Consider the following 24,494-nt stretch of genomic DNA (forward strand, 5'->3'; position numbering starts at 1 on the left):
CATTAGACCGAACGACGATCATCGCCGCCGACCCCGCTGACCCTGCCGACGGCAAGCCGGCGCGCGAGATGAACGGTGATGTCGGCGGCGACCTCGACCGCCTCGGGCAGGACCCGCAGGATCCGGCGGTACACCTCCTCCCGGTCCGCGGCCGGCAGGACGAGATAGGCCGAGACGGTGGAGAGGAGGCCAACGTAATCGCGGGCGGTCATCGTCTCGCGCCGCTTGATGACGGACTGCCGGACGTCGGCGAACCACTCGGACCGTTGCAGCTCCGTGCCCGGCCACTGCATGTCCTGTTCCGGAGGCGTCCCGTCCGGCGACGGAACGTCGTCGCTGGCCAGGAACGGCGCCCGGGCCGCGCGAACCGCCTCCTCCACCGCCGGGTCGGCCAGCCCGACCGGCCCGCCGAACGAGGCGAACACCCCGCCGGGCTCCAGCAGCGCGGCCACGCGCGACCATCGGCCCTCCGGCTTCGTCCAGTGCAGCGCGGCGGCCGCGTAGACCAGCCCGTAGCGCTCGCCCGGGCGCAGGTCCTCGAACGCGGCGCGCACGGTCCGGACGCCGGCCGGCACGTGCCTGCGCAGCTCGGCGAGCATGGCCCCGTCGGGCTCGGTCGCGGTGACCGTGAGCCCGCGTCCAGCGAAGAGGCGGGTCGCCTTGCCCGTACCGGCGCCGATCTCCAGGGCGGTCCGGACCGGCCGACCCGCGTACGTCAGCACCATGTCGAGCAGCGCCGCGGGATACCCCGGTCGGAACCGTTCGTACGCCTCCGCCATCGCTCCGAAGCTCAGTGCGCGATCGGGCATGCCGAGCATGCTGGCACGATCCGGACCACCGGCGCGCCCTTTCGGCACCGCCTACGCTCGCCCCATGGCCCGGACCCGCAGGCGGAGGATTCGCGTCGACGGTGTCGACTACCGGTGGACGGTCCGTCACGCCGACCCCGGTCACGTCATGGTCCGGGTCTGGCACGCCGCGACGCGGGGCGCCGGACTGGAGGTCCTCGTGGCCTTCGACGACCCGTGGCTCAACTTCGGACCGATCATCACCGCGCCGTCGGACCGGGTGGCCGCGGTCTTCGCGCTGGAGCCGGTCACGCCGCGGCTGGTGGCGGCTCTGATCCAGGCGGGGGTCGCCGCGGGTTGGCCGGCCCACGGGGACGGCGGGCCGCGGCGTCTCGTGCTCGACCGGAGCCGCGAGCGGCTGGAGCCGGCGCCCGGAACGACGACCGGCGGCGGCGCCGAAACCCGGGTGCGGGTGACGGCGGCCGGCCCCTAGGCTCCCGCTCGACGGGCTGGGAGTTCCTGTCGACAGCAGCGGGATCGGAGATGAGCACGGGATGACGTGTCAACTGTTCGCGATCAGTTTCGACGCGACCCAACCTCGGCGTCTCGCGGAGTTCTGGTCCGGGGTCCTGGGCCGGGAGGTGGCCGACGATCCGCTTGGCGGAGTCGCGCTCCTGCCCGACGACGACGCCGGGTTCCGGATCCGCTTCCTTCCCGCCGGGACTGCGAAGGTCGGCCAGAACCGGGCCCACTTCGACCTCACCAGCACCTTGCTTGAGGACCAGCGGCAGACCGTGGCCAGGGCGCTGGAGCTGGGCGCGCGGCACATCGACGTCGGCCAGGGCCCGGACGCGGATCACGTGGTGCTCGCCGACCCCGACGGCAACGAGTTCTGCGTCATCGAGCCGGGCAACAACTTCCTCGCCGGCTGCGGCTTCATCGGAGCGCTGGCCTGCGACGGCACGCAGAAGGTGGGCTACTTCTGGAGCGAGGCGCTGGGGTGGCCGCTGGTGTGGGACCAGGACCAGGAGACCGCGATCCAGTCACCGCTCGGCGGTCCGAAGATCACCTGGGGCGGCCCGCCCCTGATGCCGAGGACGGGCAAGCAGCGGCTCCACTTCGACCTCGTCCCACCTGCCGGCGGTGACCAGCAGGCGGAGGTCGACCGGCTGCTGACTCTCGGCGCGACGCGGATCGACATCGGCCAGGGCGACGTCAGCTGGGTGGTCCTGGCCGACCCCGACGGCAACGAGTTCTGCGTGCTGCCGCCCCGGTAGCGCGGACCCGCCGCGGCACGATCACGTGGTGGCCTGCGGCGACGGCGAGGCGGACGGGGAACGTGGCTCACCGGTCGACTCTCCCGTCGGCTCCGCCGACGGTGGGCTGGACGGGGCCCGTGACGGCGTGGCGGATGTCGTGGCGGGCCCGTCGTCGCGCGAGGGCGCGGACCCGGCGGGCGCAGGCTCGGACGCTCGAGACGCCGGCGTGGTCACGTCCGGGTCGGCGGGGGCGTTCCGCGCCCGGGTCGGCGTACCCGGGGAGTGACCGCCGCCGGAGTTCGGATCCGACCTGACCACGGACGGCGTCGGCACGCCGGACGGGCCGGGCGACCACCCGGCGGGATCAGCGAGCGCGACGGCGGCGGCCGTCGCGGCGAGAAGCACCAGGACGATTCCGGCGACCGCTCGCCGACGGCCGGCCGCTCGGCCCTGCGGCGCGGCGACCACCGGTAGCGCGCGGGTCGGGGGGCCGGCGGCTCGCGGCACGGCCGGAGCCGCGAGCACCGGACCGGTCCGCGTACCGGCTGGTCCCGCGATCGCCTCGGCGGTGGCGGCCATGGCCGCGGCGGTCGGAATCCGGTCAGCGGCGTTGCGGGCCATGGCGAAGGCGACCAGGTCGCGGACGGCTGCCGGGACGTCGTCGGGCAGTGGTGGCGGCTCCTCCTCGAGGCGGCGCAGCGCCACGGCCACGGGGTTGTCACCGGCGACCGGAGGGTGGCCGGCGAGGCAGTGGTACGCCACGCACCCGAGCGCGTAGACGTCCACGGCGGGACCGATGACGCCGCTTCTGGTCAGCTGCTCCGGGGCCATGTAGAGGGCCGTGCCCACGACCTGGTTCGCCGCCGTCAACTCCGTCGCGTCCGGGGACAGCGCGATGCCGAAGTCGACGAGGACGACGTGCCCGTCCGGCTCGATGACGAGGTTGCCCGGCTTGACGTCGCGGTGCACCACGTCGACGTCGTGGGCGGCCTGGAGGGCGCGGGCGGTCTGCGCGACGATCGACAGTGTCTCGGCGGCGCCGAGGCGACCGGCCTCCGCGATCCGCTCCGACAGCGGCTGGCCCTGCACGTACGCCATCACGATGTAGGCGAGACCGGACGCGCCGGGCAGGGTGGTCTCGCCGTAGTCGTAGACCTCCGCGACACCGGGATGCCGCAGCGCCGCCATCGCCCGCGCCTCGCGCCGGAAACGCTCACCGGCGCTCGCGTCGGTCATGACCCGGCTGTGCAGCACCTTGACGGCCACGGTGCGCTTCAGCGTCTCGTCGACGGCACGCCACACCTCACCCATGCCGCCGCCGGCGATCCGAGCGACCAGGCGGTAACGGTCGCCGATGAGGTCCCCCACATCTGGCATCCGGTTCCCGTACCCCAGGCGCTGCTCTTTCAAGCGCGCCCCGGTCACGGGACCGGTGGCGGACGGGTCGCGCACCCGCCGACCCGGTCCGCTCGGCGGGCCCGGTGTTTGATCCGGCCTCGCGGCCTTGCTTGGATCACAGCGGGCAACGGCAACGGTGGGGCGGAGCGGGGGCGCGGATCTTGGTGGGCAGGCGGTCCCTGGGCCGGCAGTTCCGGTGGCTGTGGGCGTCCTACGCGGTCAGCGCGTACGGCTCCGCGCTGGGGTTCGGCGCGTTGCCGCTGATCGCCGTGCTGGTGTTGGACGCCAGCCCCGCCCAGGTGTCCGCGCTGTCGGCGGTGGGGACGGCGGTGGGCGCGCTCCTCGCCGTGCCGCTCGGGCCGTGGGTGGAGTTCCGCCGCAAGCGGCCGGTGATGATCGCCATGGATCTGGCCCGGTTCGCGGCCATGCTGACGATCCCGGTCGCCTACGCCCTCGGCCGGCTCAGCTTCGTCCAGTTGCTGCTCGTGTCGGCCGTGGTCGCCGCCGCCAAGATCGCCTTCGGCGCGGCCAGCGGCGCCTACCTCAAGGCGCTCGTCCGGCCGGACGACCTGCTCGTGGCCAACGCGCGGTTCGAGTCCACGACCTGGAGTTCCATCGCCGTGGGGCCGCCGCTGGGCGGGGCGGCCATCGGCCTGTTCGGGCCTGTCACCACCGTCGTGGCCGACGCGCTCAGCTACCTGCTGTCGGCGCTGGGCGTCACGGCGATCCGCGACCGGGAGGAGCACCCGCGGCGGACGGATCGGAGCCGGGTACGGGCCGGCGAGCTGCTCGACGGCTGGCGGCACCTCCTGGCCCATCCCGGCCTGCGGGCGCTCTACCTCAACCAACTGCTCGTCAGCGGACTGATCATGGCCACCGAGCCGCTGCTGGCCGTGCTCCTGCTCCGCGAGCTCGGATTCCCACCCTGGCAGTACGGCCTCGCCTTCGCCGCCCCCTGCCTCGGCGGCCTCATCGGCTCACGCCTCGCCCGCCGCGTCGTGGCGCGCTACGGCCAGCACCGGATCCTCCGTACGGTCGGCACGCTGCGCGCGGTCTGGCTGATCGGCCTCGCGTTCGTCCAGCCCGGTGTCGCCGGCCTCGCGACGGTGATCGCCGTCGAGCTCGCGATCATCATCAGCATGAGCCTGTACAACCCGGTGCTCGCCACCTACCGGCTGGAGCACACCCCCTCCGACCGCGTCGCCCGCACCCTGTCGGCCTGGTCGATCAGCAGCAGCGCCGCCATCGCCGTCCTCAGCGCGCTCGGTGGGCTGCTCGCCGGCGCCACCAACCCGCGCACCGCCATCGTGGTCGCCGGCCTGCTGATCCTCGCCAGCCCGCTGCTGCTGCCCCGCCGCCCGGATTCCCCGCCCGTGCCCGACCGCGAGCTGGCCGCGGCCGGGTGACGCGGCCCCGACGACGGGCGAGCCCGGCCGATCGCTGGTGGATCGGCCGGGCTCGTCGGTCGGTGCCGGTCAGGCGAGGTCGAACCGGTCGAGCTCCATGACCTTGGTCCAGGCCGCGACGAAGTCGGTCACGAACTTCTCGCGGGCGTCCTCGCTGGCGTAGACCTCGGCGAGGGCGCGCAGCTGGGAGTTGGAGCCGAAGATGAGGTCGACCGCGGTGGCGGTCCACTTCACCTCGTCGGTGGCCAGGTCGCGGATCTCGTAGACGTGCTCGTCGGACTCCGACGCCTTCCACCGCGTGCCCGGGGAGAGCAGGTTGGCGAAGAAGTCGTTGGTGAGCACGCCGGGCCGGTCGGTGAGGACGCCGTGCGACGAACCCCCGACGTTGTTCCCGAGCGCGCGGAGGCCGCCGACGAGGACGGTCATCTCCGGTGCGCTCAGGTTCAGCATGTAGGCGCGGTCGACGAGCAGCACCTCCGGCTGGGTCTTCTCGCCGGCACGCAGGTAGTTGCGGAACCCGTCGGCGCGCGGCTCGAGGACCGCGAAGGACTCGACGTCGGTCTGCTCCTGCGTGGCGTCGGTGCGGCCCGGGTGGAACGGCACGGTCACCTCGACGCCGGCGTCGCGCGCGGCCTTCTCGACGGCGGCCGAGCCGGCCAGCACGATCAGGTCCGCGAGGGAGATCTGCGCGCCGCCGGCCGCGTTGAACTCCCGCTGGATGCCCTCGAGGGTCTCCAGGACGGTCGCGAGCTGCTCGGGCTGGTTGACCTCCCAGCTGCGCTGCGGCTCCAGGCGGATGCGGGCGCCGTTGGCGCCGCCGCGCTTGTCGGTGGACCGGTAGCTGGCCGCGGAGGCCCAGGCGGTGGAGACCAGCTGGGCGGTCGTGAGGCCGGACTCCAGGACCTTCGCCTTGAGGGCGGCGACGTCGGCGTCACCCACGAGCTGGTGGTCGACGGCCGGCACCGGGTCCTGCCACAGCTGGGGCTCCGGGACCCACGGCCCGAGGAAGCGGCTGACCGGACCCATGTCACGGTGCAGCAGCTTGTACCAGGCCTTGGCGAACGCCAGCGCGAACTCGTCGGGGTTCTCCAGGAACCGGCGGGAGATCTTCTCGTACGCCGGGTCGACGCGCAGCGACAGGTCGGTCGTGAGCATCGTCGGCTTGTGCTTCTTCGACGGGTCGTGGGCGTCCGGGACGATCGCCTCGGCGTCCTTGGCGACCCACTGCTTGGCGCCGCCGGGGCTCGTGGTGAGCTCCCACTCGTAGCCGAAGAGGATCTCGAAGAAGCGGTTGCTCCACTGCGTCGGCCGGTCGGTCCACGTCACCTCGAGACCGCTGGTGATCGTGTCGGCGCCCTTGCCGCTGCCGTGGGTGCTCAGCCAGCCGAGGCCCTGCGCCTCCAGCGGGGCGCCCTCGGGCTCGGGGCCCACGTGGTCGTCGGCGACGCCGGCGCCGTGGGTCTTGCCGAAGGTGTGGCCACCGGCGATGAGGGCGACGGTCTCCTCGTCGTTCATCGCCATCCGGCGGAAGGTCTCGCGGATGAAGTGCGCCGCGGCGGCCGGGTCGGCGTTGCCGCGCGGGCCCTCGGGGTTGACGTAGATGAGGCCCATCTCGGTCGCCCCGACACCGGCCGTCATCTCCTTCTCGGAGGCGTAGCGCTCGTCGCCGAGCCAGGTGTCCTCCGGGCCCCAGAAGATCTCCTCGGGCTCCCAGACGTCCTCGCGGCCGAAGCCGAAGCCGAAGGTCTTGAAGCCCATCGACTCCAGGGCGACGTTGCCCGCGAGCACGAGCAGGTCGGCCCACGAGATCTTCTGGCCGTACTTCTGCTTGACCGGCCACAGCAGCCGGCGCGCCTTGTCGAGGTTCGCGTTGTCCGGCCAGCTGTTGAGCGGGGCGAACCGCTGGCCGCCGTCGCCGGCGCCACCGCGGCCGTCCTCGATGCGGTAGGTGCCCGCGGCGTGCCAGCTCATCCGGATCATGAGGCCGCCGTAGTGGCCGAAGTCGGCCGGCCACCAGTCCTGGGAGGTGGTGAGGACGTTGACGATGTCCTGCTTGAGGGCCTCGACGTCGAGCTTCTCGAACTCCTTGGCGTAGCTGAAGTCCGCCCCCAGCGGGTTGCCCTTGGGCGAGTGCGCGTGCAGCACCGACAGGTCGAGCTGGTTGGGCCACCAGTCGCGGTTGGTGCGCGGACGACCCCCGGTCTTCGGGGTCGGCGAGTCGATCGCCGGGTTCTCGCTCTCGCTGCCGTGCGCGGTCACGGAGTCGTGCGCGACCGGGCAGCCGGCCGCCTCCTTCTTGTCCACGCCCTGCGCGCTGGAGGGAGGGTTGTCCTGGATGTCGCTCATCTACTTCCTTCCGAACTGGCGGTTCACTGGGACGTGCGTTCGGTCGCGCAGTCGGGGCAGGTGCCCCAGTAGACGACCTCCGCCTCGTCGACCACGAACCCGTGGTCGTCCGAGGCGGTGAGACAGGGGGCATGGCCGACGGCGCAGTCGACGTCGGCGATCGCGCCGCAGGAGCGGCACACGACGTGGTGGTGGTTGTCCCCCACCCGCGACTCGTAGCGGGCGGTCGCCCGGGCGGGCTGGATGCGCCGCACGAGGCCGGCGTCGGTGAGGACACGAAGTACGTCGTACACCGCTTGGTGGGACACCGTGGGATGATTCGCCCGTACCAACGCGATCACCGTGTCGGTGTCGACGTGGGGGTGGTCGCGCAGCGCGCTGAGCACCGCCAACCGGGGCCGGGTCACGCGCAACGAGACCGCACGGAGCTGGGCCTCGAAGTCGGACGTCATGTCCCGAACATAACCCACTCTTCTGGAACGAATCAAGTTTTGGCGAAGTTGCGGATGACCGGATCTGGACACCGCGGCCGGAACGGGGTTGCGGGAATAAACGATCTTCGACGACACTCCCCCGGACCGCCCCGCCGGACAGCGGCGGGCCTCATCGCGCAGGGGACGCCATGCAGCCGTTGCATCCGGAGCCGACCACACGGCGCCCGGTCTGGATGTGGGCCGGCGCCGCCGCGGGGCTCGCCCTGGCCCTCACGATGTTCCTCAACAACAACGGACCGCGCACGCGCGCGGCGGCGAGCTTGCCGCCCACCGCCACGGTCGTGGTCTCCGGCGCGGCGGTGCTCGCCGACGGCGCGTCCTTCACCAGGGACGACCGCGGCGGTTGCGCCGGCACCGGAACCCGTGCCGACGTCGTGGACGGCGCCCCGGTGCTGATCATGACCACCGGCGGGATGGCCGCCGGGAGCCTGACCGACGGGCGGGCGCTCACGGACGGCACCTGCCGATTCTGGTTCTCCGTCCGGGGGGTCCCGACCGGACAGGACGCCTACCTGGTCATGGTCGCCGACCGGGACACTCGCCAGTACGCCGAGCGGGAGCTGATCGGCACGCTGGTCAGCCTGCGCCTCGACTGAAACCGGTCAGCCCCGGTACATCAAATGCAGCGTCATCCCGGCGTCGGCGTGCTTCAGGTTGTGGCAGTGGTTGGCCCACGTCCCCGGGTTGTCGGCCCGGAACGCCACCTCCCAGACGTCGCCGGGCCGCACGTCGAAGGAGTCCAGCCACAGTGGGCTTCCGGTGGCCGGTTCCCCGTTGCGCGACAGCACCAGGACGTGATGGCCGTGCAGGTGCCACGGGTGCACGGTCTGCGACCGGTTCACGATCGTGAACTTCACGACGTCGCCGAGGCGGACGACCTGCGGCGGGATGTCCGGGTCGGCCGCGCCGTTGACGATGTGGGCGTATCGCGGAAGGAGTCCGTGCAGGTCGAGGCCGCGGTCGAGCACCAGGGTGAACTCCCGGTCGAACCGGAACCACGGCACCGGAGCAGCCGTGCCGTAGGTGAGCGGGTCGAGCACGGGCCACCCGCCGGTCGCCGTCGACACCGGTCCGGTGGAGTAGACGGCCCGCCCGTCGACGAAGAGCGCCACCGGCGTGGCGGGCGCGGTGAACACCAGGTCGTAGCGTCCCCCGGCGGGGATCAGCACGGCGCTCTCCGCGAGAGAGGTGGGGTCCTGCAGGTCGGCTCCGTCGATCGCGGCGACCCGGAACGGAGTGCCGGCCAGGGCGTACCGGTGTGTCGTGCTGTCGGTGTTGATCAGGCGCAGCCGCACGGGCGTTCCCGCCGCCACCGGTTCCACGCGCGGGGCGGGGAGCGGAAGGCCGGTGAGGGTGTGCACCGGCACCGTGACGTCAACGCCGGTAGCCGGGCCCGGGCGCACGACCAGGACGCCGTAGAGGCCCATCCGCACGCCGAGGTCCGACACCGCGTGCGTGTGGTACCAGTAGGTGCCGGCCTGATCGGCGCGGAACCGGTAGACGAACTCCTGTCCGGGCAGCACCGCGGCCTGCGTCACGCCGGGCACCCCGTCCTGGCTGTTCGGCACGTCGTAGCCGTGCCAGTGCAGCGTCACGCCCCGCGCGATGTCCCGGTTGCGCAGCTTGACCTCTAGGACGTCACCGACGGTGGCGGTCAACTCCGGGCCGGGAACCTGCCCGTCGAACGCCCACGCCGCGACGTCGCGGCCGCTCACCCGCACCGTCGCCGTGGCGGCCGTCAGGGTGAACCGCCTGGTCGCTTCGCCGGCGGGCCGCGCGTCCCCAGCCCCATGATCATGGGGTACGGCGGGAGCGGCGCCCGGGGCGGCGGCCAGCCCGGTTCCGGTCAGCAGCGCCGCGACGGCCACGGCGAGGGCCGTCCGGGAGACCGTCGGGGACGGGGGCGCGCCGAGCAGCCGCCATGACACCGCGGTCGCCCCGACGATCCCGGCGACCGCGAGCAGTCCCGCGTCGGCCGACGCCGGGTAGCCGTCCAGGACCGTCACGAGCAGGGCGGCGCTGTCGGCGTACCCGGCGAAGAGGAGCGGGACCGCGACGGACCGGATGTCGCCCCGGGCGCGCAGCAGCCGGGGCCCGGCGACGAGCACCGCCGCGAGCGAGAGCGGCGCGGCGATGAGCACCTTCTCCGCCGCGAACCACCAGCCGGCGCGGGCGAGCGCGGCGATCGTGACGGCGCGGGCGAGGGTGGCGAGCAGCGCGACGGCGGCCAGCCATCGTGCGAGCGGACGGCGGCGGGCGGCCGACGCGGCGCCGCCGCCCAGCCACGCGGCGGCCGCGAGGACCGCGATCACCAGGTCGGCCGCGAGCAGCGAGCCGGTGCTCATGCCGGCTCCCCCTCCCGGACGGCCACCGGCGTGGTCGCGACCGGTTCCGGGCGGGCCAGCTGCCGTGCTCCCCTGAGGACGTTGACCACGACGTGCACGGCGACGATGCCGTTGACCGCGTGCAGTCCGGCGATGGTCAGGCCGAACGGTGTGCTGGCGCCCGCGGCGTCGGTGGACCCGATGGCGAGCGCGGCCAGGAGCGCCTGCACGACGACGAGGCCGAGCGGCAGGGCCGCCAGGCCGATGAGCCGGCCCGGCGCTTTGGCCAGCGCGGCGAACAGGACGGTGAGCAGGGTGAGTACGGGGATGACGGCCATCCCGGTGACGCTGTGCAGGGCGTAGGCGCCGTCGCCCGCGGGTTTCGTGAACGCGCCCACGGCGGCGAAGACGAACTGCAGGGCGAACGCGGCGAGCGACAGGGCGCTGACGACGACGAAGAGCTTGCGCATGGTGACCTCTTAGAGGTGAGCCGCGGACAGTGCCCGGGCGACGTGGTCGGTGGCCGTGATGGCGCCGTAGGCGACCAGCCGCACGAGGTCGGCGTCGTCCGGGTGGGAGAGCCGCCAGAGGGCGACGTCGCCCGCGCTGATCGCGCTGGGTGCGAACGCCGCCAGCAGCGCGATGCGGGTCCCGACGCGGTCCGTGCCGGGCACGTCCCGGACGAGGTCGAGGGCCCAGTCCGCGGGCCGGGCCGGGAACTGTCCGTCCTCCCAGCGCACGGTCGCCTCGACGGTTCGGCGGGCGACGTCCCCCAGGAGGTCGCCGCCGCGCAGGGCGGCGGCCCGCAACGACGCGTACGCGACGCCCACCGGCCGGTCCCCCGCCCAGGCCGGCGGGGCCGTCGTGCCGGCGTCGAGGAGCGGGAGGCTGCGGCCGGGCTCCTTCTGCTCCCGGGCCGTCCGGGCGTAGAGCCGGCCCCCGACCGACCGCACCACCGGGGAGCGTTGCAGGCCGCCGGGCAGCAGATCCGGGTCGAGCAACGCCGACACGATCCGGTTGATGAAGTGGAAGGCGAGCAGGGTGCCGGTGACCTCGGGTTGGTAACGGCCGGTCCAGGCGGCGGCCGCGGGGCTGCGGCTGGCCTCGGCCCAGGCGACCAGCTCGGCCTGCCGCGGCTCCGGCGGCGTCCCGCCCCGGGCGATGACCTCGGCCAGCGCGTGCTCGCTCAGGGCGTGCAGCAGCATCACGTGGGCGTCGACGCAGAACCGGCAGCGGTTGGCGCGGGACACCGCCGACGCCACGAGCTCGCGGTCGACCCGGGACGCGTCCCCGGCGAGCAGGGCCTCGCGCATCAGCGCCCAGGTCGCGGCCATGAGCTCCGGCACGGCCGAGAGCGCCTGGAAGGTGGGCACCGGGCCGAGGAAGTCGTCCCGCAGCTGCCGGTAGACGTCGGCGGTGAGACCGGTCGCGGCCGATGCCCTCGCGGGGGTGAAGAAGCGGTATGTCATGGGCTCGATGCTCGCGGCGGCGGGCCGGGAAAGCGTCGTGCCGCCGCAGGCATCTGACCGGCCGCCGATACCGCGTCCGCGGTACGCCCACCTACCACGGGCGGGGGATGCTCCGCCCGCGACGGCCGTTCTACAGTTCGGCCATGCGCCGTGATCTGCCGTACGCCCTCGGTGGCCTCGCTCTCGGCGGCCTCCTGCTGGGCAACGCCGCGCTCGCACCGGACGCCGCCCCGGTACGGGTGGTCGACGTCGCCCTGGTCCTGGTCATGGCGGCGGCCCTGACGGTGTGCCGGCGGTATCCGGTGGTGGCGCTGGTCGTGGTGACCGTCGCCATGCTGGCCTTGCACGTGCGCGTCCACAGCGGGGTGTCCGCCGCGTTCCCGGTCCTCGGCGCGGTCTACCTCGCCGCCTGGCGCGGGCACCGGTCGGCCGCCGTGCTGGCCAGCCTCGTCTTCCTCGGCGGATTCCTGGCCCGTGACGTCTCCGTCGCGCCCGCCGGCCGGCCCGGCCAGCAGATCGCCGAGCGGACCGCCCTGCTGCTGGGCTGGTTCGTGGCGGCCAACGTGGCCGGGCTCGTCGCGCGGCAGCACCGGGCATACCTGGAGCAGGTCGAGCAGCGCGCGATCGAGGCGGAACGCACCCGGGAGGAGGTGGCGTTGCGCCGCGCCGGCGAGGAGCGCCTGCGCATCGCCCGCGACCTGCACGACTCGCTGACCCACAACATCTCGGTGATCAAGGTGCAGACCGGGATCGCGGTGCACCTGGCCCGCAAGCACGGCGAGGAACCGTCGGCCACGCTGCTGGCGATCCAGGAGGCCAGCGCCGCCGCGATGCGGGAACTGCGCGCCACGCTGGACGTCCTGCGCGCACCCTCCGACGAGGACCCCGTCGGGCTGGCCCGGGTGGACGAACTCGCCCAGCGGACCCGGGCGGCCGGCGTCCCGGTGCAGGTGACCGTCACCGGTGAGCCCCGGGACCTGCCCGCCGAGGTCGACCAGGCCGGATACCGCGTCGTCCAGGAGGCCCTGACCAACGTGGCCCGCCACGCCGGCCCCGCCACCGCCCGGGTCCACGTCGAGTACGCCCCGGCGCGGCTGACCGTCTCGGTGACCGACGACGGACAGGCGTCGCCGGCCCGGCCGGTGACACCGGGTGTGGGCCTGCGCGGCATGCGGGAACGGGTCACCGGACTGGGCGGCTCGCTCCAGGCCGCCGCCCGCGACGGCGGCGGGTTCGCGGTACGGGCCACCTTCCCGCTGGACACAGCCGGCACGCCGCGGGCCGTCCTACCCGCCCAGCCCGCCACGGATCATGGCTGACATGATCCGGGTCCTGCTCGCCGACGACCAGGCGCTCATGCGGGCCGGATTCCGGGCCCTGCTCGACGCCGAGGACGGCCTGGAGGTCGTCGGGGAGGCCACCGACGGCGCGTCGGCCGTCCAGCTGTCCCGACGCCTGCGGCCGGACGTCGTGCTGATGGACGTGCAGATGCCGGGACTCGACGGCATCGAAGCCACCCGACGCCTCGCCGCCGATCCCGACCTCACGGCGGTCCGCGTCCTCATCCTCACCAACTACGGGCTCGACTCCTACGTCTTCGCCGCCCTCCGCGCGGGCGCCAGCGGGTTCCTCCTCAAGGACGCCGACCCCGCCGACCTGCTCCAGGCCATCGCCGTCGTGGCCCGCGGGGACGCGCTGCTCGCCCCCGCGGTCACCCGCACGCTCATCAGCGAGTTCGTCGCCGCCTCCCCACCGGCCGACCCGGCAGCCGGGCGCGACGTGCTGACCGCCCGCGAACGGGAGATCGTGGAGCTGGTGGCCCGGGGGCTGGGCAACGACGAGATCGCCGAACGCATGGTGATCAGTCCGTTGACCGCCAAGACCCACGTCAACCGGGCCATGACGAAGCTGCACTGCCGCGACCGCGCCCAACTGGTCGTGTGGGCGTACGAGGCGGGGTTGATCACGCCGCGCCGCCGGTGACAGCCGGTAGGTTGCACAGTCATGGCCACGAGCGCCGACGTGCGACAGGAACTCGCCCGCCTCGCCGACCCGCGCCGGGCGGAGGCGTCGAGCCGGTTCCTGCAGATGGTCCCCGGCGGCTACGGCGAGGGCGACACGGCCATCGGTGTCTGCGTGCCGGACCAGCGCCGGGTGGCCGCCCGGTACTGGCGCGACCTTTCCCTGGCCGAGACGGCCGATCTGCTGACCGGCGGCGTGCACGAGGAGCGCCTCACGTCGCTGTTCGTCCTGGTGCGCAAGTTCGCCGAGGCGGACGAGACGGAACGCGGCCGGATCGTCGACATCGTCCGTTCCCACACCCGCCACATCGACAACTGGGACCTGGTGGACTCCTCCGCCCCGTACATCCTCGGCCCCTGGCTGCTCGACAAGGACCGCAGCGTCCTGGACCGGTTGGCCGGGTCGAGCCTGGTGTGGGACCGGCGCATCGCCGTCATGGCGACGTTCGCCTTCATCCGGGCCGGCGACTTCGACTGGACCTTCCGCCTCGCTGATCGGCTCCTGCGCGACCCGCACGACCTCGTCCACAAGGCGGTGGGCTGGATGCTGCGCGAGGTGGGCAACCGCGACCGGGCGGCCGAGGAGGAGTTCCTGGCCTCCCGTTACCGGGCGATGCCCCGGGTCATGCTGCGGTACGCGATCGAGAAGTTCGACCCGCGGCGACGTGGCGAGTACCTGTCCGGCGCCGTTTAGCGGGTGAGCACCTCGGCGCCGTCGGCGGTGATGGCGATCGTGTGCTCGCTGTGCGCCGTCCGGCAGCCCGTCGCGCTGCGCAGCGTCCAGCCGTCGGCGTCGGTGACGAGTTCGGCGGTGTCCGCCATGACCCACGGCTCCAGCGCCAGCAGCAGCCCGGGGCGCAGCGGGTAGCCGCGGCCGGGCCGCCCCGTGTTGGGGACGTGCGGGTCCTGGTGCATCGTCGATCCGACGCCGTGACCGCCGAACTCGGTGTTGACCGAGTATCCCGCCGCACGGAGGACCGAGCCGATGGCGTGGGAGATGTCGCCGATGCGCGCTCCCGGCCCGGCCGCGGCGATCCCCGCCGCCAGCGCCCGCTCGGTCGCGCTGATCAGCGCCACGCTCTCCGCGGGCTTCGCGTCGCCCACGATGAAACTGACGGCGGAGTCCGCGACGACTCCGCCGTGGGAGACGGCGAGGTCGAGCGACAGCAGGTCGCCGTCGGCGAGTGTGTAGTCGTACGGCCGCCCGTGGAGCACCGCGTCGTTGACCGACGTGCAGATGTAGTGGCCGAACGGCCCGCGCCCGAAGGACGGCTCGTAGTCGACGTAGCAGGACTGCGCTCCGGCCTCGGTGATCATGGCCTGGGCCCACCGGTCGATGTCCCGGAGGTTCGTGCCCACCTCGCAGCGACTCCGCAGCGTCCGCAGGATCTGGGCGACCAGGGCGCCGGCCTCCCTGGCTCGGGGCAGTTCGGTGGGGTCCAGGATCTCGATCATGCGGCGCCTCACTCGTGCGACCAATAAGTATCCCGGCCATACTATCCCGGTACTAGAATCGGCGTCATGGTCAGGTTGCCGCTCACTCCCGCGGAGGTCGAGCGCGGGCAGCGCCTCGGCGCCCTCCTGCGGCGCGCCCGCGGGGAGAGGTCGATGCTCCACACCGCGCTGGACGCGGGTGTCTCACCGGAGACCCTCCGGAAGATCGAGTCCGGTCGCGTGGCCACGCCTGCCTTCCCGACCATCGCCGCGATCGCCGATGTTCTCGGCCTCTCCCTCGACGCTGTGTGGGCCGAGATCAACCCGTCGGACGGCCGGGTCGGGCTCGCCGGCTCAGGTCGCCACGCGGGCGAGCGGCTGGCCTCGTAGGTCTCTCCCCCGGCCGCACGTGGCGCTACGACGCCGGCACCGCCTTGACCGGGTGACCGCACCGGTGATACCGAGATCACCACGCCGGCGCCTGCCGGGCCGCGCGGCGCAACACGGGGAGACATCAGCATGCCCGACTCTGCGACGACCCAGGTGATCCCGCGGGTCCCGCCACCGCCACGCCGCCGGCGGCGCCTCCCGGCGCTGATCGGCATCCTGATGACCCTGCTCCTGCTCGCCGCCGCGCTGGTGGCGGTCGCACCGCTGCGCCACCCGCTGCCCGCGCCGACCGTCACGCGGACGCTGCCCGCCTCGACCGTCATCCCCGGCAAGGCGCCGGCGCTGCCGTGGCCGCAGTCCGGGCAGGCCGCACTCTACGTGGAGGGCGTCGGATCCATCGGCGCCTCGGGCGGCAGCCGGCCGTTGCCCATCGGCAGCGTGGCCAAGGTGATGACGGCCTACGTCATCCTGACCGAGCACCCCCTGGACCGGGGCGAGCACGGACCGAAGCTGACCGTCAGCGCGGCGCAGGCCGCCGCCTACCCGGGCGAACTCGCGCGCGGCGAGTCGCTCATCCGCGTCGCCGCGGGCGCGGTCTTCACCGAGCGTCAGGCCCTGCAGGCGGTGCTGCTGCCGTCGGCGAACAACATGGCGCGGATCCTCGCCGCCTGGGACGCCGGCAGCATCGACGCGTTCGTCGACAAGATGAACGACACGGCCGCCGAGTTCGGCATGCGGAACACCCACTACACCGACCCGTCCGGGCTCAGCCCGGCGACCGTCAGCACCGCCGCCGACCAGGTGACCCTCGCCCGCAAGGCGATGGCCCTGCCCGCGTTCGCGGAGATCGTGGCCCAGAAGACGGCCACCCTGCCCGTCGCCGGCGAGGTCAAGAACTACAACTCGCTCGTCGGCCGCAACGGCGTCGTGGGCATCAAGACCGGGTCCACCGACGAGGCCGGCGGGTGCCTGTCCTTCGCGTTCGTCGTCACCGTCGGCGGCCGGAAGATCACCGTCGTCGGCGCCGTCCTCGGGCAGCCCGGCGCGGACACCCCCGTCCAGTTGGAGCGGGTCTTCCGGGTGACCCGCTCGCTGATCCGCACCACCACCTCCGCGATCACGCTGCACCCGGTCGTCCGGGCCGGCGACCCGGTCGCCACCGTACGCGGGCCACTCGGCGCCGAGACCACGATCCACGCCGCGAACGACCTCGCCGTGGTCGGCTGGCCCGGCCTTCCCGTCAAGCTGGACACCGACATCCCGGCCGTGCCGGCCGAACTGCCCGCCGGCGCCGAACACGGCCGCGTCACCGCCGTCGCCGGCGGCGGCAGGCCCGTCACAACCCCGCTCCGATCGGGGGTACGGCTCGAAGCCCCCAGCACCTGGGACCGCATCCGACGGCACCGCTGACCCGGCGGGAGCCGCGCCCGGCGGGTCAGGGCGCGGTGGGCTCACACTCCGCCGCGTACGTGTCGAAGGCGACCGTCACGGTGCCGTCGGCGTTCAGGGTGGTGTGGTTCGTGATCCGGAGCGAGGCGTCCTTGCCCGGCCCCGGCCCCACGATCCGGAACACCAGTTGCTGGGTGGAGGTGATCGGCAGCCCGCCGGAGCCCTGGTTGTAGGCGAAGAGGTTGACCCGGGTGCTGACGTACCGGTCGCCGGTCGTGGCACCGACGCCGTGGACACTCGACTGGGTCTCGACGATGTGCACGTGGAAGCCGCCGGTCTCGTCGACGGTCACGTGGTACACCTCGGAGAACGTGCCGTCGAAGTTCACGACCTCGCCGAGCCCGCCGTTGGCGCAGGGCAGGACGACGGAGAGGTCCAGCGGGGCCCGGAGGATCCGGGTGGTCGTCTCCGCGGCGTACGCCGGTGTCGGTCCCGCCACGAGCACGAGCGACGGCGCGAGCAGCGCCACCGCCGAGGCGATCCGGGCCCGGCCGGTGAACCTGATCCTGTGCATGGCGATCGTCCTTCCGCGTGGACGCCCCGGCCGCGACCGGCCGGGTTCACCGGGAATCTGCTCGCGCTCGGTGAGGGTGTCAATACGGCCGCGCGTGTCGGGCCGGTTTCCGTCGTAGGCTGCGTCTCGCACGCGACGGGCGGAGGTTGAGGTGGCCGACACCAGGCTGGCCGAGGTGATGGCCGAACTGGCCGCGCTGGAGGACCCGAAGGCGCGCCAGGTGAACGAGAGACACGGTGACGACCACGGCGTGAACCTCGGCAAGCTTCGCGCGCTCGCGAAGCGGCTGAAGACGCAGCAGGACCTGGCGGGCCAGCTCTGGCAGACGGGTGACACGGCGGCGAGACTGCTGGCGATCCTGGTCTGCCGCCCGAAGGCGTTCGAGCGGGACGAGCTGAACGTCATGCTGCGTGAGGCGCGCACGCCCAAGGTGCACGACTGGCTCGTGAACAACGTGGTGAAGAAGAACCCGCACGCCGAGGAGCTGCGCCTGGCCTGGTCCGCCGACCCTGACCCGATGGTGGCGAGCGCCGGTTGGGCGCTGACCACCGAACGCGTGGCGAGGAAGCCCGAGGGCCTCGACCTCGCCGGGCTGCTCGACGTCATCGAGGCGGAGATGAAGGACGCCCCGGACCGCCTGCAGTGGGCCATGAACAACTGCCTGGCGCAGATCGGGATCGACCACGCCGAGCACCGCGCCCGCGCGATCGACATCGGCGAGCGCCTGGCGGTGCTCAAGGACTACCCGACCTCCCCGGGCTGCACCTCTCCGTACGCGCCCACCTGGATCACCGAAACGGTGCGCCGCCGGCAGGACCGCCAGGACGGCGCATGACCACTGTGCTCGCCGGCCTCCTGTGTATCGGCCTGCTCAACCTTGCGGCGTCGCTGGCCCTGCTCTGGATCTGCATCCGCCTCCCGGCGGGTATCCGGCGACTTCCGCGCCGTCTCACCAGGAAACGATCTCGCCGGCTACGTGACCATCCCCTGTTCCAGGCTCCACCGGCGCGGGATCGTAGCGCAGAGACTCTGTGGCGGCCCGAGCTCTACGACTGACAGACAGGCGGTGGTGCGCCGCGGAAAGCCGAATGTGCCACTTCCGCTTTTGAGGAGAAACGGTTTCGGCCCACGGCAGGGATACAACGACAAGAAATCGCTCCCACTTTAACGTATATCGCACCGGGGGCCTTGCCGCAAGACCCGGGTCGTGACGCAGAATCGTCGGCCGGACCCGGGAACGGGCGAAGAAATGGGGCGGGAAATGAGCGAGCGGTACGTGTTGGGCCTCCAGGAGGTCGACGAGACGCGGGTGGCGATCGTCGGTGGCAAGGGCGCGCACCTCGGCGCGTTGGCGCGGATCGACGGCCTCCGTGTGCCGGCCGGTTTCTGCGTGACGACGGACGCCTTCCGCCGGGTCCTGGCCGACGCCCCGTCGATCGACGACCGGCTCGATCAGCTGTCGCGCCTGAACCCGGACGACCGGGAGGCGATCAGTACGCTCAGTGCGGACATCCGCCGGACCATCGAAGGGACGCCCCTCCCCCACGACGTGGCGGCGGCGATCACCCGGGCTGTCACGGAACTCGGTGCGGAGGCCGCGTACGCCGTCCGGTCCAGCGCGACGGCCGAGGACCTGCCGACGGCCTCGTTCGCGGGCCAGCAGGACACGTACCTGAACGTCATCGGGGCGGCGGCGATCCTCCGGCACGTCAGCCGCTGCTGGGCCTCGCTGTTCACCGAGCGGGCCGTGACCTACCGCCAGCGCAACGGCATCGACCACCGCACGGTCCGCATGGCCGTCGTCGTGCAGAAGATGGTCTTCCCGCAGGCGGCCGGCGTCCTGTTCACGGCCGACCCCGTGACGTCCAACCGGAAGGTCGCGTCCGCGGAGGCCAGCTTCGGCCTCGGTGAGGCCCTGGTCTCCGGGCTGGTGAACGCGGACGCCTACCGGGTCCGGGACGGTGAGATCATCGACAGGGCGATCGCCACCAAGCGGCTCGCCGTCCACGCCGTGCCGGCCGGCGGGACGCAGGAAGAGACGATCGCGCCGGAGCGGCAGGACCAGCCGGCGCTGACGGACGCGCAGGTCGTGCGGCTGGTGCAGTTGGGCCGGCGGATCGAGGCGCACTTCGGCCACCCGCAGGACATCGAATGGTGCCTTGTCGACGACGGCTTCCAGGTCGTCCAGAGCCGCCCGATCACCACGCTGTTCCCGATCCCCGAGGCCGACGACGGAGAGAACCACGTCTACCTCTCCGTCGGTCACCAGCAGATGATGACGGACGCCATGAAGCCCCTGGGGCTGTCCATGTGGAAGATGACGGCCATGGCGCCGATGCACGAGGCCGGCGGCAGGCTGTTCGTCGACGTCACCCGGCATCTGGCCTCGCCAGCGAACCGCGACGGTTTCCTGGAGATGGCCGGGAGGGGTGATCCGCTGACCAGGGACGCGCTGGAGACCGTCATCGACCGCGGCGACTTCATCCCGTCGCTGCCCGATCAGGCTCCCCCGAGACTGCCGGCCGGCGGCACGCCCGCCCCCATCGAGACCGATCCGGCCATCGTGGCCGACCTGATCGCACGCAGCGAGGCGGCCGTCGCCGCCTTGCGGCGCGACATTGGGACGAAGTCCGGGCCTGCGCTGTTCGACTTCCTCCTGGCGGCCTTCGCGGAACAGAAACGGCTCCTGAGCGATCCGCGGAGCATGCAGGCGATCATGGCGGGGATGGACGCCACGTGGTGGCTCAACGACCAGTTGGAGGCGTGGCTGGGCGAGAAGAACGCGGCGGACACGCTCACGTTGTCCGCGCCCCACAACATCACCTCCGAGATGGGGCTGGCGCTCCTGGACGTCGCCGACGTCGTCCGCCCCTATCCGGAGGTGGTGGCCTTCCTGCAGGAGGTCGAGGACGAGAGCTTCCTCGACGAGCTGGCCAAGCTCCCGGGCGGCCCGGAAGCGCGCGACGCCATCGGGGCCTACCTCGACAGGTACGGCATGCGCTGCGTCGGCGAGATCGACATCACGAGGCCCCGCTGGAGCGAGCGCCCCAGCACGCTCGTGCCCGTCATCCTCGACAACGTCAGGAACTTCGAGCCGGGCGAGAGCAGGCGGCGCTTCGAGCAGGGGCGCCAGGAGGCGGCGAAGAAGGAACAGGACGTCCTGGAGCGGCTGCGTGCCCTGCCGGACGGGCAGCGCAAGGCCGACGAGACCAAGCGGATGATCGACCGGGTCCGCACCTTCATCGGGTACCGGGAGTATCCGAAGTACGCCATCATCAGCCGCTACTTCGTCTACAAGCGGGCCCTGCTGGAGGAGGCCGAGCGCCTCGTGCGGGCCGGCGTGCTCGGTGCGAAGGAGGACATCTTCTACCTCACGTTCGCCGAGCTCCACGACGTCGTCCGCACGCACCAGGCGGATCATCAGCTCATCCGGCGGCGGAAGGACGAGTTCCGGTGGTATCAGACGCTCACCCCACCCCGGGTGCTCACCTCCGAAGGTGAGGGCATCGCCGGAGCGTACCGACGCGACGGGGTGCCGGCCGGCGCGCTGGTCGGCCTGCCGGTCTCGGGCGGGATCGTCGAGGGTCGGGCTCGCGTCATCCTGGACCTGGCCGAGGCCGATCTCGGACCGGGCGACATCCTGGTCACCCCCTACACCGACCCGAGCTGGTCACCCCTGTTCGTGGCGGTCGAGGGACTGGTGACGGAGGTGGGCGGCCTCATGACCCACGGGGCGGTGATCGCCCGGGAGTACGGCCTGCCCGCTGTCGTCGGTGTGGAGGGTGCGACCAGGCTCATCCAGGACGGTCAGCGCATTCGCGTGCACGGAACCGACGGGTACGTCGAGATCCTGCCCTGACCGCCCATCACGTTCCAGCCCTCAGTCCCCGGTGGAACCGGCAGCGTCGACGATCGTGACGGGAGTGCCGAGTTCGACGGTACGGGAGACGGTGCACAGCCGGTCGTGCGACTGCCGCAACGATCGGGGCAGCGCCTCGCGTGCCTTGTCGCCGTCGGCGCCCGCCGGGAACGTCATGGTGAACTCGACCTTGAGGTGCTGCATCCGGTTTCCGCCGGCCTCGTCCCGGATCTTGTCGCCGGTGACCTGGACGGCGAACCGGGTGGGCTCGGCGCGGCGGCTGGTGATGTAATCCACGTCGATGGCGGTGCAGCCGCCGATGGCAGCCAGAAGGAGCTCCACCGGCGTGAAGGCGGCGTCCTCGCCCGTGCCCATCGGCAGCGATCCGCCGCGGACGTTGCGTGCGACGTAGTTCCCCGCACTGGTGCGCTCGATCTCCACCGAGCGGAAGGTGTCCTCACTCATGACAGGGAAGCTACCGAGGCCGGCAGGTCCCCGAGCCATCGGCCCGGCCGGCTGAGCCGTTACGTGACCGAGCAGCCCAGCTACTCGATCCTGCAACGCGGCATCGAGACCCACGTGCTGCCCGTGACGCAGGAGTACGGCATGGGGGTGCTCGCCTGGAGCCCGCTGGCCTCGGGCTGGCTGTCCGGCGTGATCCGTGCCGGACGGGAGATCACCACGAGCCGTTCGGGCTTCATGCGGCAGCGCTACGACATCAGCGTTTTGGCCAACCTGGCCAAGCTGGAGGCCGTGGAGCAGCTCGCCATGGTGGCCGACGAGGCCGGGCTCAGCATGATCCAGCTCGCACTCGGATTCGTCACCGCGCACCCGGGCGTCACCAGCGCCATCATCGGCCCCCGCACGGCGGAGCACCTTCGCTCGCAGCTCGCCGCCGCGGACACCGTGCTCTCCACCGACGTGCTGGACGCGATCGTGGCGCCCGGCGTCGACCTCGCCCCGGACGAGAAGCACGACACCCCACCCGCCCTGCTCGACCCGGCGCTGCGCCGCCGGTGATCGGTCGCCACGTCCAGTCAGAGGCAGCACCAGCAGTAGAGGTTGTCGCCCGCATTTCGCGCACGTCGGGCAAGGGCGGCGATCTGCTCGATGACCGGCCGCATCTCGTCGTCGGCCGGCGGGCCTCCCCACGCCAACTCCTCGATCCGCCCCCACCGTGCCGACAGCTCACGCACCTGCGCGTCGTCGATCGAGGCGAGAGTGTCCCGCGTGGCGCAGTCGATGGACATCAGCCAGGGGCCTTCCTGCTCGTCCCCGCTCCACAGCAGGCCGGAGACGATCGTGTCCACCTCCCAGTCGACACCTCGGACGAGGCTCACGAGCTGGCCGAGAATCACCGCGGGGTCGATGCCCTTGAGGTCGATCGCGTCGACAGCCCCGCCGTCGCCGCTGACCGCGACCGGCCCACCGTCGAGTTCGTCCATCAGCCGGACGGCGGCAGCGTCGTCCGCGGCCCGGAAGTAGTCGTACAGCACGCCCATGGCGAGCACTCCACCACGGGCGTACGACATCGCCCGAAGATCCACCGCGGAAGCTGCACGGTCACGACAGCGCGTCGACCCGGCGTCGCAGCCGGGCCGGCAGGACCTGAAGCAGCTTGCCCAACGCCCGCACCGCCGCCTCGTCCACCCCGGCCACCGGCTGCGCCGCGGCGGTACGCAGCCCGATGGCGACGGCGACCGCCTCGTCGTCCTCCAGCAGCAGCGGCGGCATGGCCGCGTGATCACCGCACCGGCCACCCACGCCTTCGGTCGGCGGGGCGGCCGGGTGCGCGACTCGTTTGGCACCATCTGGTGGATCAGTGCGGTGGTCGAGGATGTCGCACCCGAGGTGGGGATGCGCCGGCTCGCCGAGCCGCGGTACGCCGAGGCGATGCGCGACGCGCAGGAGACCCTGGACCGGGAGCTGAGCGGCCGCACCGACAGCGTCGTCAGCCGACCCCTGATCGGCTGACCCCGGGTGGAGGCGCCGGGAGCTATTTGAGCTTGCGGGTCGATCGGGCCACGATGCCGTCGTACTCGGGATGCTTCTCCAGCCAGCCGCTCAGGAAGGGGCAGATGGGCACCACGGTCCGCCGGTTCGCCCGCGCGTGGTCCATCACCGCGCGGGCCAGCGTCGAGCCGACGCCGCGTCCCTCGAATTCCGGGGCGACCTCGGTGTGGGTGTAGGCGATGATGTTGCCGGTCAGCTGGTACGTCACGACGCCGGCCGTGGCGCCCGCCTCGTCCCGCGCCTCGAACCGCTCCCGCTCCGGCACGTCCACCACCGTGAAACCCATTCGCCCATCCAACCATGCCCTGCGCTCGGCGTTTCACCTCCGCCGGGCGCGGGCGGTGAGCCGGGCGTTGGCCTTCTCGATGGCGCGGACCAGCTCGTCCCGGTTCAGGTTCTGCGGGTCGTCGACGCCCACCCGGCGCGCCACGTCCTCGAGGTGCCCCGTGCTGGCGTTGGCGTCGACCCCCTGGGCGGTCGGGCGGCGCCGGTCGCGGGAGGCCGGGGTGCCCAGGGCCGCCTGCGGATCCGACGGCCCCCTGTGCTCCTTGGGCTCCCAGTGGTCGCCGACCTTCTCGTGGGTGTGCTTCAACGACGCGTACGCCGTGCGGTGCGCCCGCTCGCCGTCGCCGTAGGTCTCCTCCGCCGACTCCAGCGTCTTCTTGTACGTGCGGACCGCCTTGTCGTCGGAGCGGGCGACGGTAGACGGCACGTCGTCGCGCATCTGCTCCGCCTGCTCGTGCTTGTCCGGCATGAGATCCCTCCCGTCCGGTCCCCGTTACCGGCCCAGCTCGTCACGTGCGGCGTCGGTGCCGGCCGGGACGACCCGGGAGGCGGTCGCCGACACCATGTCCCGCACCTCGTCGGCGAGTCGGGCGGAGCCGCCCCCTGCCGCGCGCAGCTGCTCCAGCCCCATCCCACCGAGGACGACGGCGGCGGCCAGGTAGCCGGCGGTGAGGCCGGCGGCGGCCAGCCGGCGCGGCAGGAACGTCTCCAGCAGGCGCAGGACCGTGGTGGAGGCCGCGCCGGCGCCGAGGACCAGGCAGCCGCCGGCGGTGGCCAGCAGCACGATCCCGAGCCCGGCCGGGCGGGCCGCCTCGGTGAGTTGGCCTCGGACGGCGCGGACCTCCTCGCGGACGACGTCCGCGACGTCCTGCGCCAGACGGTCGGTCGGGCTGCCGCTGTGCCCGTTCCGGCCCGGACGCCCGATCGCGTCGCTCATGCGTGCCTCCCCCTGAGCTGGTTCCCGGGCCCTGCGGGTACCCGGGTGGCCGGGCAACACACCGGAGGGGAGGCGTTTCCTCGGTCGTCAGGCAGGCGGTCGCGCGTG

At 72.7% G+C, this 24,494-nt stretch carries 27 protein-coding genes and 1 pseudogene; 13 read left to right on the forward strand and 15 right to left on the reverse strand.

Going from position 1 to position 24,494, the window contains the following annotated elements:
• Window positions 1-2: 2 nt before the first annotated feature.
• Window positions 3-809 carry a trans-aconitate 2-methyltransferase gene (locus FXF50_RS04050; protein WP_148425858.1) on the reverse strand — a complete coding sequence of 269 codons (807 nt, stop codon included), beginning with the start codon at window positions 807-809 and terminating at the stop codon, window positions 3-5.
• A gap of 64 nt (window positions 810-873) precedes the next feature.
• Between FXF50_RS04050 and FXF50_RS04055 the strand changes: the two genes are divergently transcribed.
• Both FXF50_RS04055 and FXF50_RS04060 read left to right on the forward strand, forming a co-directional pair.
• Window positions 874-1,281, forward strand: coding sequence for a hypothetical protein (locus FXF50_RS04055; protein ID WP_148425859.1), 408 nt, complete (start codon window positions 874-876; stop codon window positions 1,279-1,281).
• Between the two features lie 61 nt (window positions 1,282-1,342).
• Window positions 1,343-2,065 carry a VOC family protein gene (locus tag FXF50_RS04060; RefSeq protein WP_148425860.1) on the forward strand — a complete coding sequence of 241 codons (723 nt, stop codon included), beginning with the start codon at window positions 1,343-1,345 and terminating at the stop codon, window positions 2,063-2,065.
• Window positions 2,066-2,086: 21 nt separating this feature from the next.
• Here the strand turns inward: FXF50_RS04060 and FXF50_RS04065 are convergent, their stop codons facing one another.
• Window positions 2,087-3,424 (reverse strand): serine/threonine-protein kinase, encoded by a 1,338-nt coding sequence (locus FXF50_RS04065; RefSeq protein WP_148425861.1) that lies wholly within the window; start codon window positions 3,422-3,424, stop codon window positions 2,087-2,089.
• Window positions 3,425-3,609: 185 nt separating this feature from the next.
• On the opposite strand from FXF50_RS04065, the gene FXF50_RS04070 reads away from it, so the two are divergent.
• Window positions 3,610-4,851, forward strand: a complete 1,242-nt coding sequence (locus FXF50_RS04070) for an MFS transporter (protein WP_148425862.1) — start codon at window positions 3,610-3,612, stop codon at window positions 4,849-4,851.
• Window positions 4,852-4,920: 69 nt separating this feature from the next.
• On the opposite strand, the gene katG is transcribed toward FXF50_RS04070, so the two are convergent.
• Together katG and FXF50_RS04080 are read right to left on the reverse strand one after the other, a co-directional pair.
• On the reverse strand, window positions 4,921-7,197 hold the full coding sequence (gene katG, locus FXF50_RS04075; protein ID WP_148425863.1) for a catalase/peroxidase HPI: 2,277 nt from the start codon (window positions 7,195-7,197) through the stop codon (window positions 4,921-4,923).
• 23 nt (window positions 7,198-7,220) lie between these two features.
• Window positions 7,221-7,649 carry a Fur family transcriptional regulator gene (locus tag FXF50_RS04080; RefSeq protein ID WP_148425864.1) on the reverse strand — a complete coding sequence of 143 codons (429 nt, stop codon included), beginning with the start codon at window positions 7,647-7,649 and terminating at the stop codon, window positions 7,221-7,223.
• Between the two features lie 170 nt (window positions 7,650-7,819).
• On the opposite strand from FXF50_RS04080, the gene FXF50_RS04085 reads away from it, so the two are divergent.
• Window positions 7,820-8,287 carry a hypothetical protein gene (locus FXF50_RS04085; protein ID WP_148425865.1) on the forward strand — a complete coding sequence of 156 codons (468 nt, stop codon included), beginning with the start codon at window positions 7,820-7,822 and terminating at the stop codon, window positions 8,285-8,287.
• A gap of 6 nt (window positions 8,288-8,293) precedes the next feature.
• Here FXF50_RS04085 and FXF50_RS04090 read toward each other — a convergent pair whose 3' ends face one another.
• From FXF50_RS04090 to FXF50_RS04100, 3 genes are read right to left on the reverse strand one after another with little or no spacing between them, the layout of a single operon-like run.
• Entirely contained in the window at window positions 8,294-10,036 is a 1,743-nt protein-coding gene (locus FXF50_RS04090; protein WP_148425866.1) for a multicopper oxidase family protein, read from the reverse strand.
• Entirely contained in the window at window positions 10,033-10,485 is a 453-nt protein-coding gene (locus tag FXF50_RS04095) for a DUF6220 domain-containing protein (protein ID WP_148425867.1), read from the reverse strand. Before FXF50_RS04095 ends, FXF50_RS04090 begins: the two co-directional genes overlap by 4 nt.
• A gap of 9 nt (window positions 10,486-10,494) precedes the next feature.
• Window positions 10,495-11,484, reverse strand: a complete 990-nt coding sequence (locus FXF50_RS04100; protein WP_148425868.1) for a carboxymuconolactone decarboxylase family protein — start codon at window positions 11,482-11,484, stop codon at window positions 10,495-10,497.
• Between the two features lie 143 nt (window positions 11,485-11,627).
• On the opposite strand from FXF50_RS04100, the gene FXF50_RS04105 reads away from it, so the two are divergent.
• Genes FXF50_RS04105 through FXF50_RS04115 form a run of 3 tightly spaced genes read left to right on the forward strand, consistent with a single transcriptional unit; the run spans window position 11,628 to window position 14,199 of the window.
• Window positions 11,628-12,803: a sensor histidine kinase gene (locus FXF50_RS04105; protein ID WP_255509877.1), complete on the forward strand. Its 1,176-nt coding sequence runs from the start codon at window positions 11,628-11,630 to the stop codon at window positions 12,801-12,803.
• Window position 12,804: 1 nt separating this feature from the next.
• A complete protein-coding gene (locus FXF50_RS04110) occupies window positions 12,805-13,467 on the forward strand; it encodes a response regulator transcription factor (protein WP_148425870.1) in 663 nt (220 codons plus the stop codon).
• 21 nt (window positions 13,468-13,488) lie between these two features.
• A complete protein-coding gene (locus tag FXF50_RS04115; RefSeq protein ID WP_148425871.1) occupies window positions 13,489-14,199 on the forward strand; it encodes a DNA alkylation repair protein in 711 nt (236 codons plus the stop codon).
• Here the strand turns inward: FXF50_RS04115 and map are convergent.
• Window positions 14,196-14,960 carry a type I methionyl aminopeptidase gene (gene map / locus FXF50_RS04120; RefSeq protein ID WP_148425872.1) on the reverse strand — a complete coding sequence of 255 codons (765 nt, stop codon included), beginning with the start codon at window positions 14,958-14,960 and terminating at the stop codon, window positions 14,196-14,198. The genes FXF50_RS04115 and map overlap by 4 nt on opposite strands.
• A 66-nt stretch (window positions 14,961-15,026) precedes the next feature.
• Between map and FXF50_RS04125 the strand changes: the two genes are divergently transcribed.
• Both FXF50_RS04125 and FXF50_RS04130 read left to right on the forward strand, forming a co-directional pair.
• Window positions 15,027-15,329 (forward strand): helix-turn-helix transcriptional regulator, encoded by a 303-nt coding sequence (locus tag FXF50_RS04125; protein ID WP_148425873.1) that lies wholly within the window; start codon window positions 15,027-15,029, stop codon window positions 15,327-15,329.
• 129 nt (window positions 15,330-15,458) lie between these two features.
• Complete coding sequence (locus tag FXF50_RS04130) at window positions 15,459-16,739, forward strand: D-alanyl-D-alanine carboxypeptidase family protein (RefSeq protein WP_148425874.1); 1,281 nt, start codon at window positions 15,459-15,461, stop codon at window positions 16,737-16,739.
• Between the two features lie 25 nt (window positions 16,740-16,764).
• Here FXF50_RS04130 and FXF50_RS04135 read toward each other — a convergent pair whose 3' ends face one another.
• Window positions 16,765-17,292: a hypothetical protein gene (locus FXF50_RS04135; protein WP_148425875.1), complete on the reverse strand. Its 528-nt coding sequence runs from the start codon at window positions 17,290-17,292 to the stop codon at window positions 16,765-16,767.
• A gap of 178 nt (window positions 17,293-17,470) precedes the next feature.
• Between FXF50_RS04135 and FXF50_RS04140 the strand changes: the two genes are divergently transcribed.
• On the forward strand, window positions 17,471-18,127 hold the full coding sequence (locus tag FXF50_RS04140; RefSeq protein WP_148426266.1) for a DNA alkylation repair protein: 657 nt from the start codon (window positions 17,471-17,473) through the stop codon (window positions 18,125-18,127).
• Window positions 18,128-18,553: 426 nt separating this feature from the next.
• Window positions 18,554-21,151, forward strand: coding sequence for a rifamycin-inactivating phosphotransferase (rph, locus tag FXF50_RS04145; RefSeq protein WP_148425876.1), 2,598 nt, complete (start codon window positions 18,554-18,556; stop codon window positions 21,149-21,151).
• A gap of 21 nt (window positions 21,152-21,172) precedes the next feature.
• Here rph and FXF50_RS04150 read toward each other — a convergent pair whose 3' ends face one another.
• A complete protein-coding gene (locus FXF50_RS04150; protein WP_255509879.1) occupies window positions 21,173-21,592 on the reverse strand; it encodes an OsmC family protein in 420 nt (139 codons plus the stop codon).
• Between the two features lie 87 nt (window positions 21,593-21,679).
• Here FXF50_RS04150 and FXF50_RS04155 point away from each other — a divergent pair, with 87 nt between their 5' ends.
• The gene (locus tag FXF50_RS04155) at window positions 21,680-22,171 is read left to right on the forward strand and encodes an aldo/keto reductase (protein ID WP_255509881.1); all 492 of its coding nucleotides are present in this window, start codon (window positions 21,680-21,682) and stop codon (window positions 22,169-22,171) included.
• 17 nt (window positions 22,172-22,188) lie between these two features.
• Here the strand turns inward: FXF50_RS04155 and FXF50_RS04160 are convergent, their stop codons facing one another.
• A complete protein-coding gene (locus tag FXF50_RS04160) occupies window positions 22,189-22,683 on the reverse strand; it encodes a hypothetical protein (protein ID WP_148425877.1) in 495 nt (164 codons plus the stop codon).
• Between the two features lie 37 nt (window positions 22,684-22,720).
• Window positions 22,721-22,891 (reverse strand): annotated as a pseudogene (locus tag FXF50_RS04165) (transcriptional regulator); the annotation flags it as partial.
• Between FXF50_RS04165 and FXF50_RS04170 the strand changes: the two are divergent.
• Window positions 22,892-23,125: a hypothetical protein gene (locus FXF50_RS04170; RefSeq protein ID WP_187399502.1), complete on the forward strand. Its 234-nt coding sequence runs from the start codon at window positions 22,892-22,894 to the stop codon at window positions 23,123-23,125.
• A gap of 22 nt (window positions 23,126-23,147) precedes the next feature.
• Here the strand turns inward: FXF50_RS04170 and FXF50_RS04175 are convergent, their stop codons facing one another.
• The 3 genes from FXF50_RS04175 to FXF50_RS04185 are packed head-to-tail and all read right to left on the reverse strand — an operon-like array spanning window position 23,148 to window position 24,386.
• Window positions 23,148-23,450 (reverse strand): GNAT family N-acetyltransferase, encoded by a 303-nt coding sequence (locus FXF50_RS04175; RefSeq protein ID WP_148425878.1) that lies wholly within the window; start codon window positions 23,448-23,450, stop codon window positions 23,148-23,150.
• Window positions 23,451-23,483: 33 nt separating this feature from the next.
• Window positions 23,484-23,918: a ChaB family protein gene (locus FXF50_RS04180; protein WP_255509882.1), complete on the reverse strand. Its 435-nt coding sequence runs from the start codon at window positions 23,916-23,918 to the stop codon at window positions 23,484-23,486.
• Between the two features lie 24 nt (window positions 23,919-23,942).
• A complete protein-coding gene (locus FXF50_RS04185; protein WP_148425879.1) occupies window positions 23,943-24,386 on the reverse strand; it encodes a phage holin family protein in 444 nt (147 codons plus the stop codon).
• Between the last annotated feature and the right edge of the window lie 108 nt (window positions 24,387-24,494).

Source organism: Micromonospora sp. AP08 (genome assembly GCF_008085935.1).
Lineage (GTDB): Bacteria > Actinomycetota > Actinomycetes > Mycobacteriales > Micromonosporaceae > Micromonospora > Micromonospora chersina.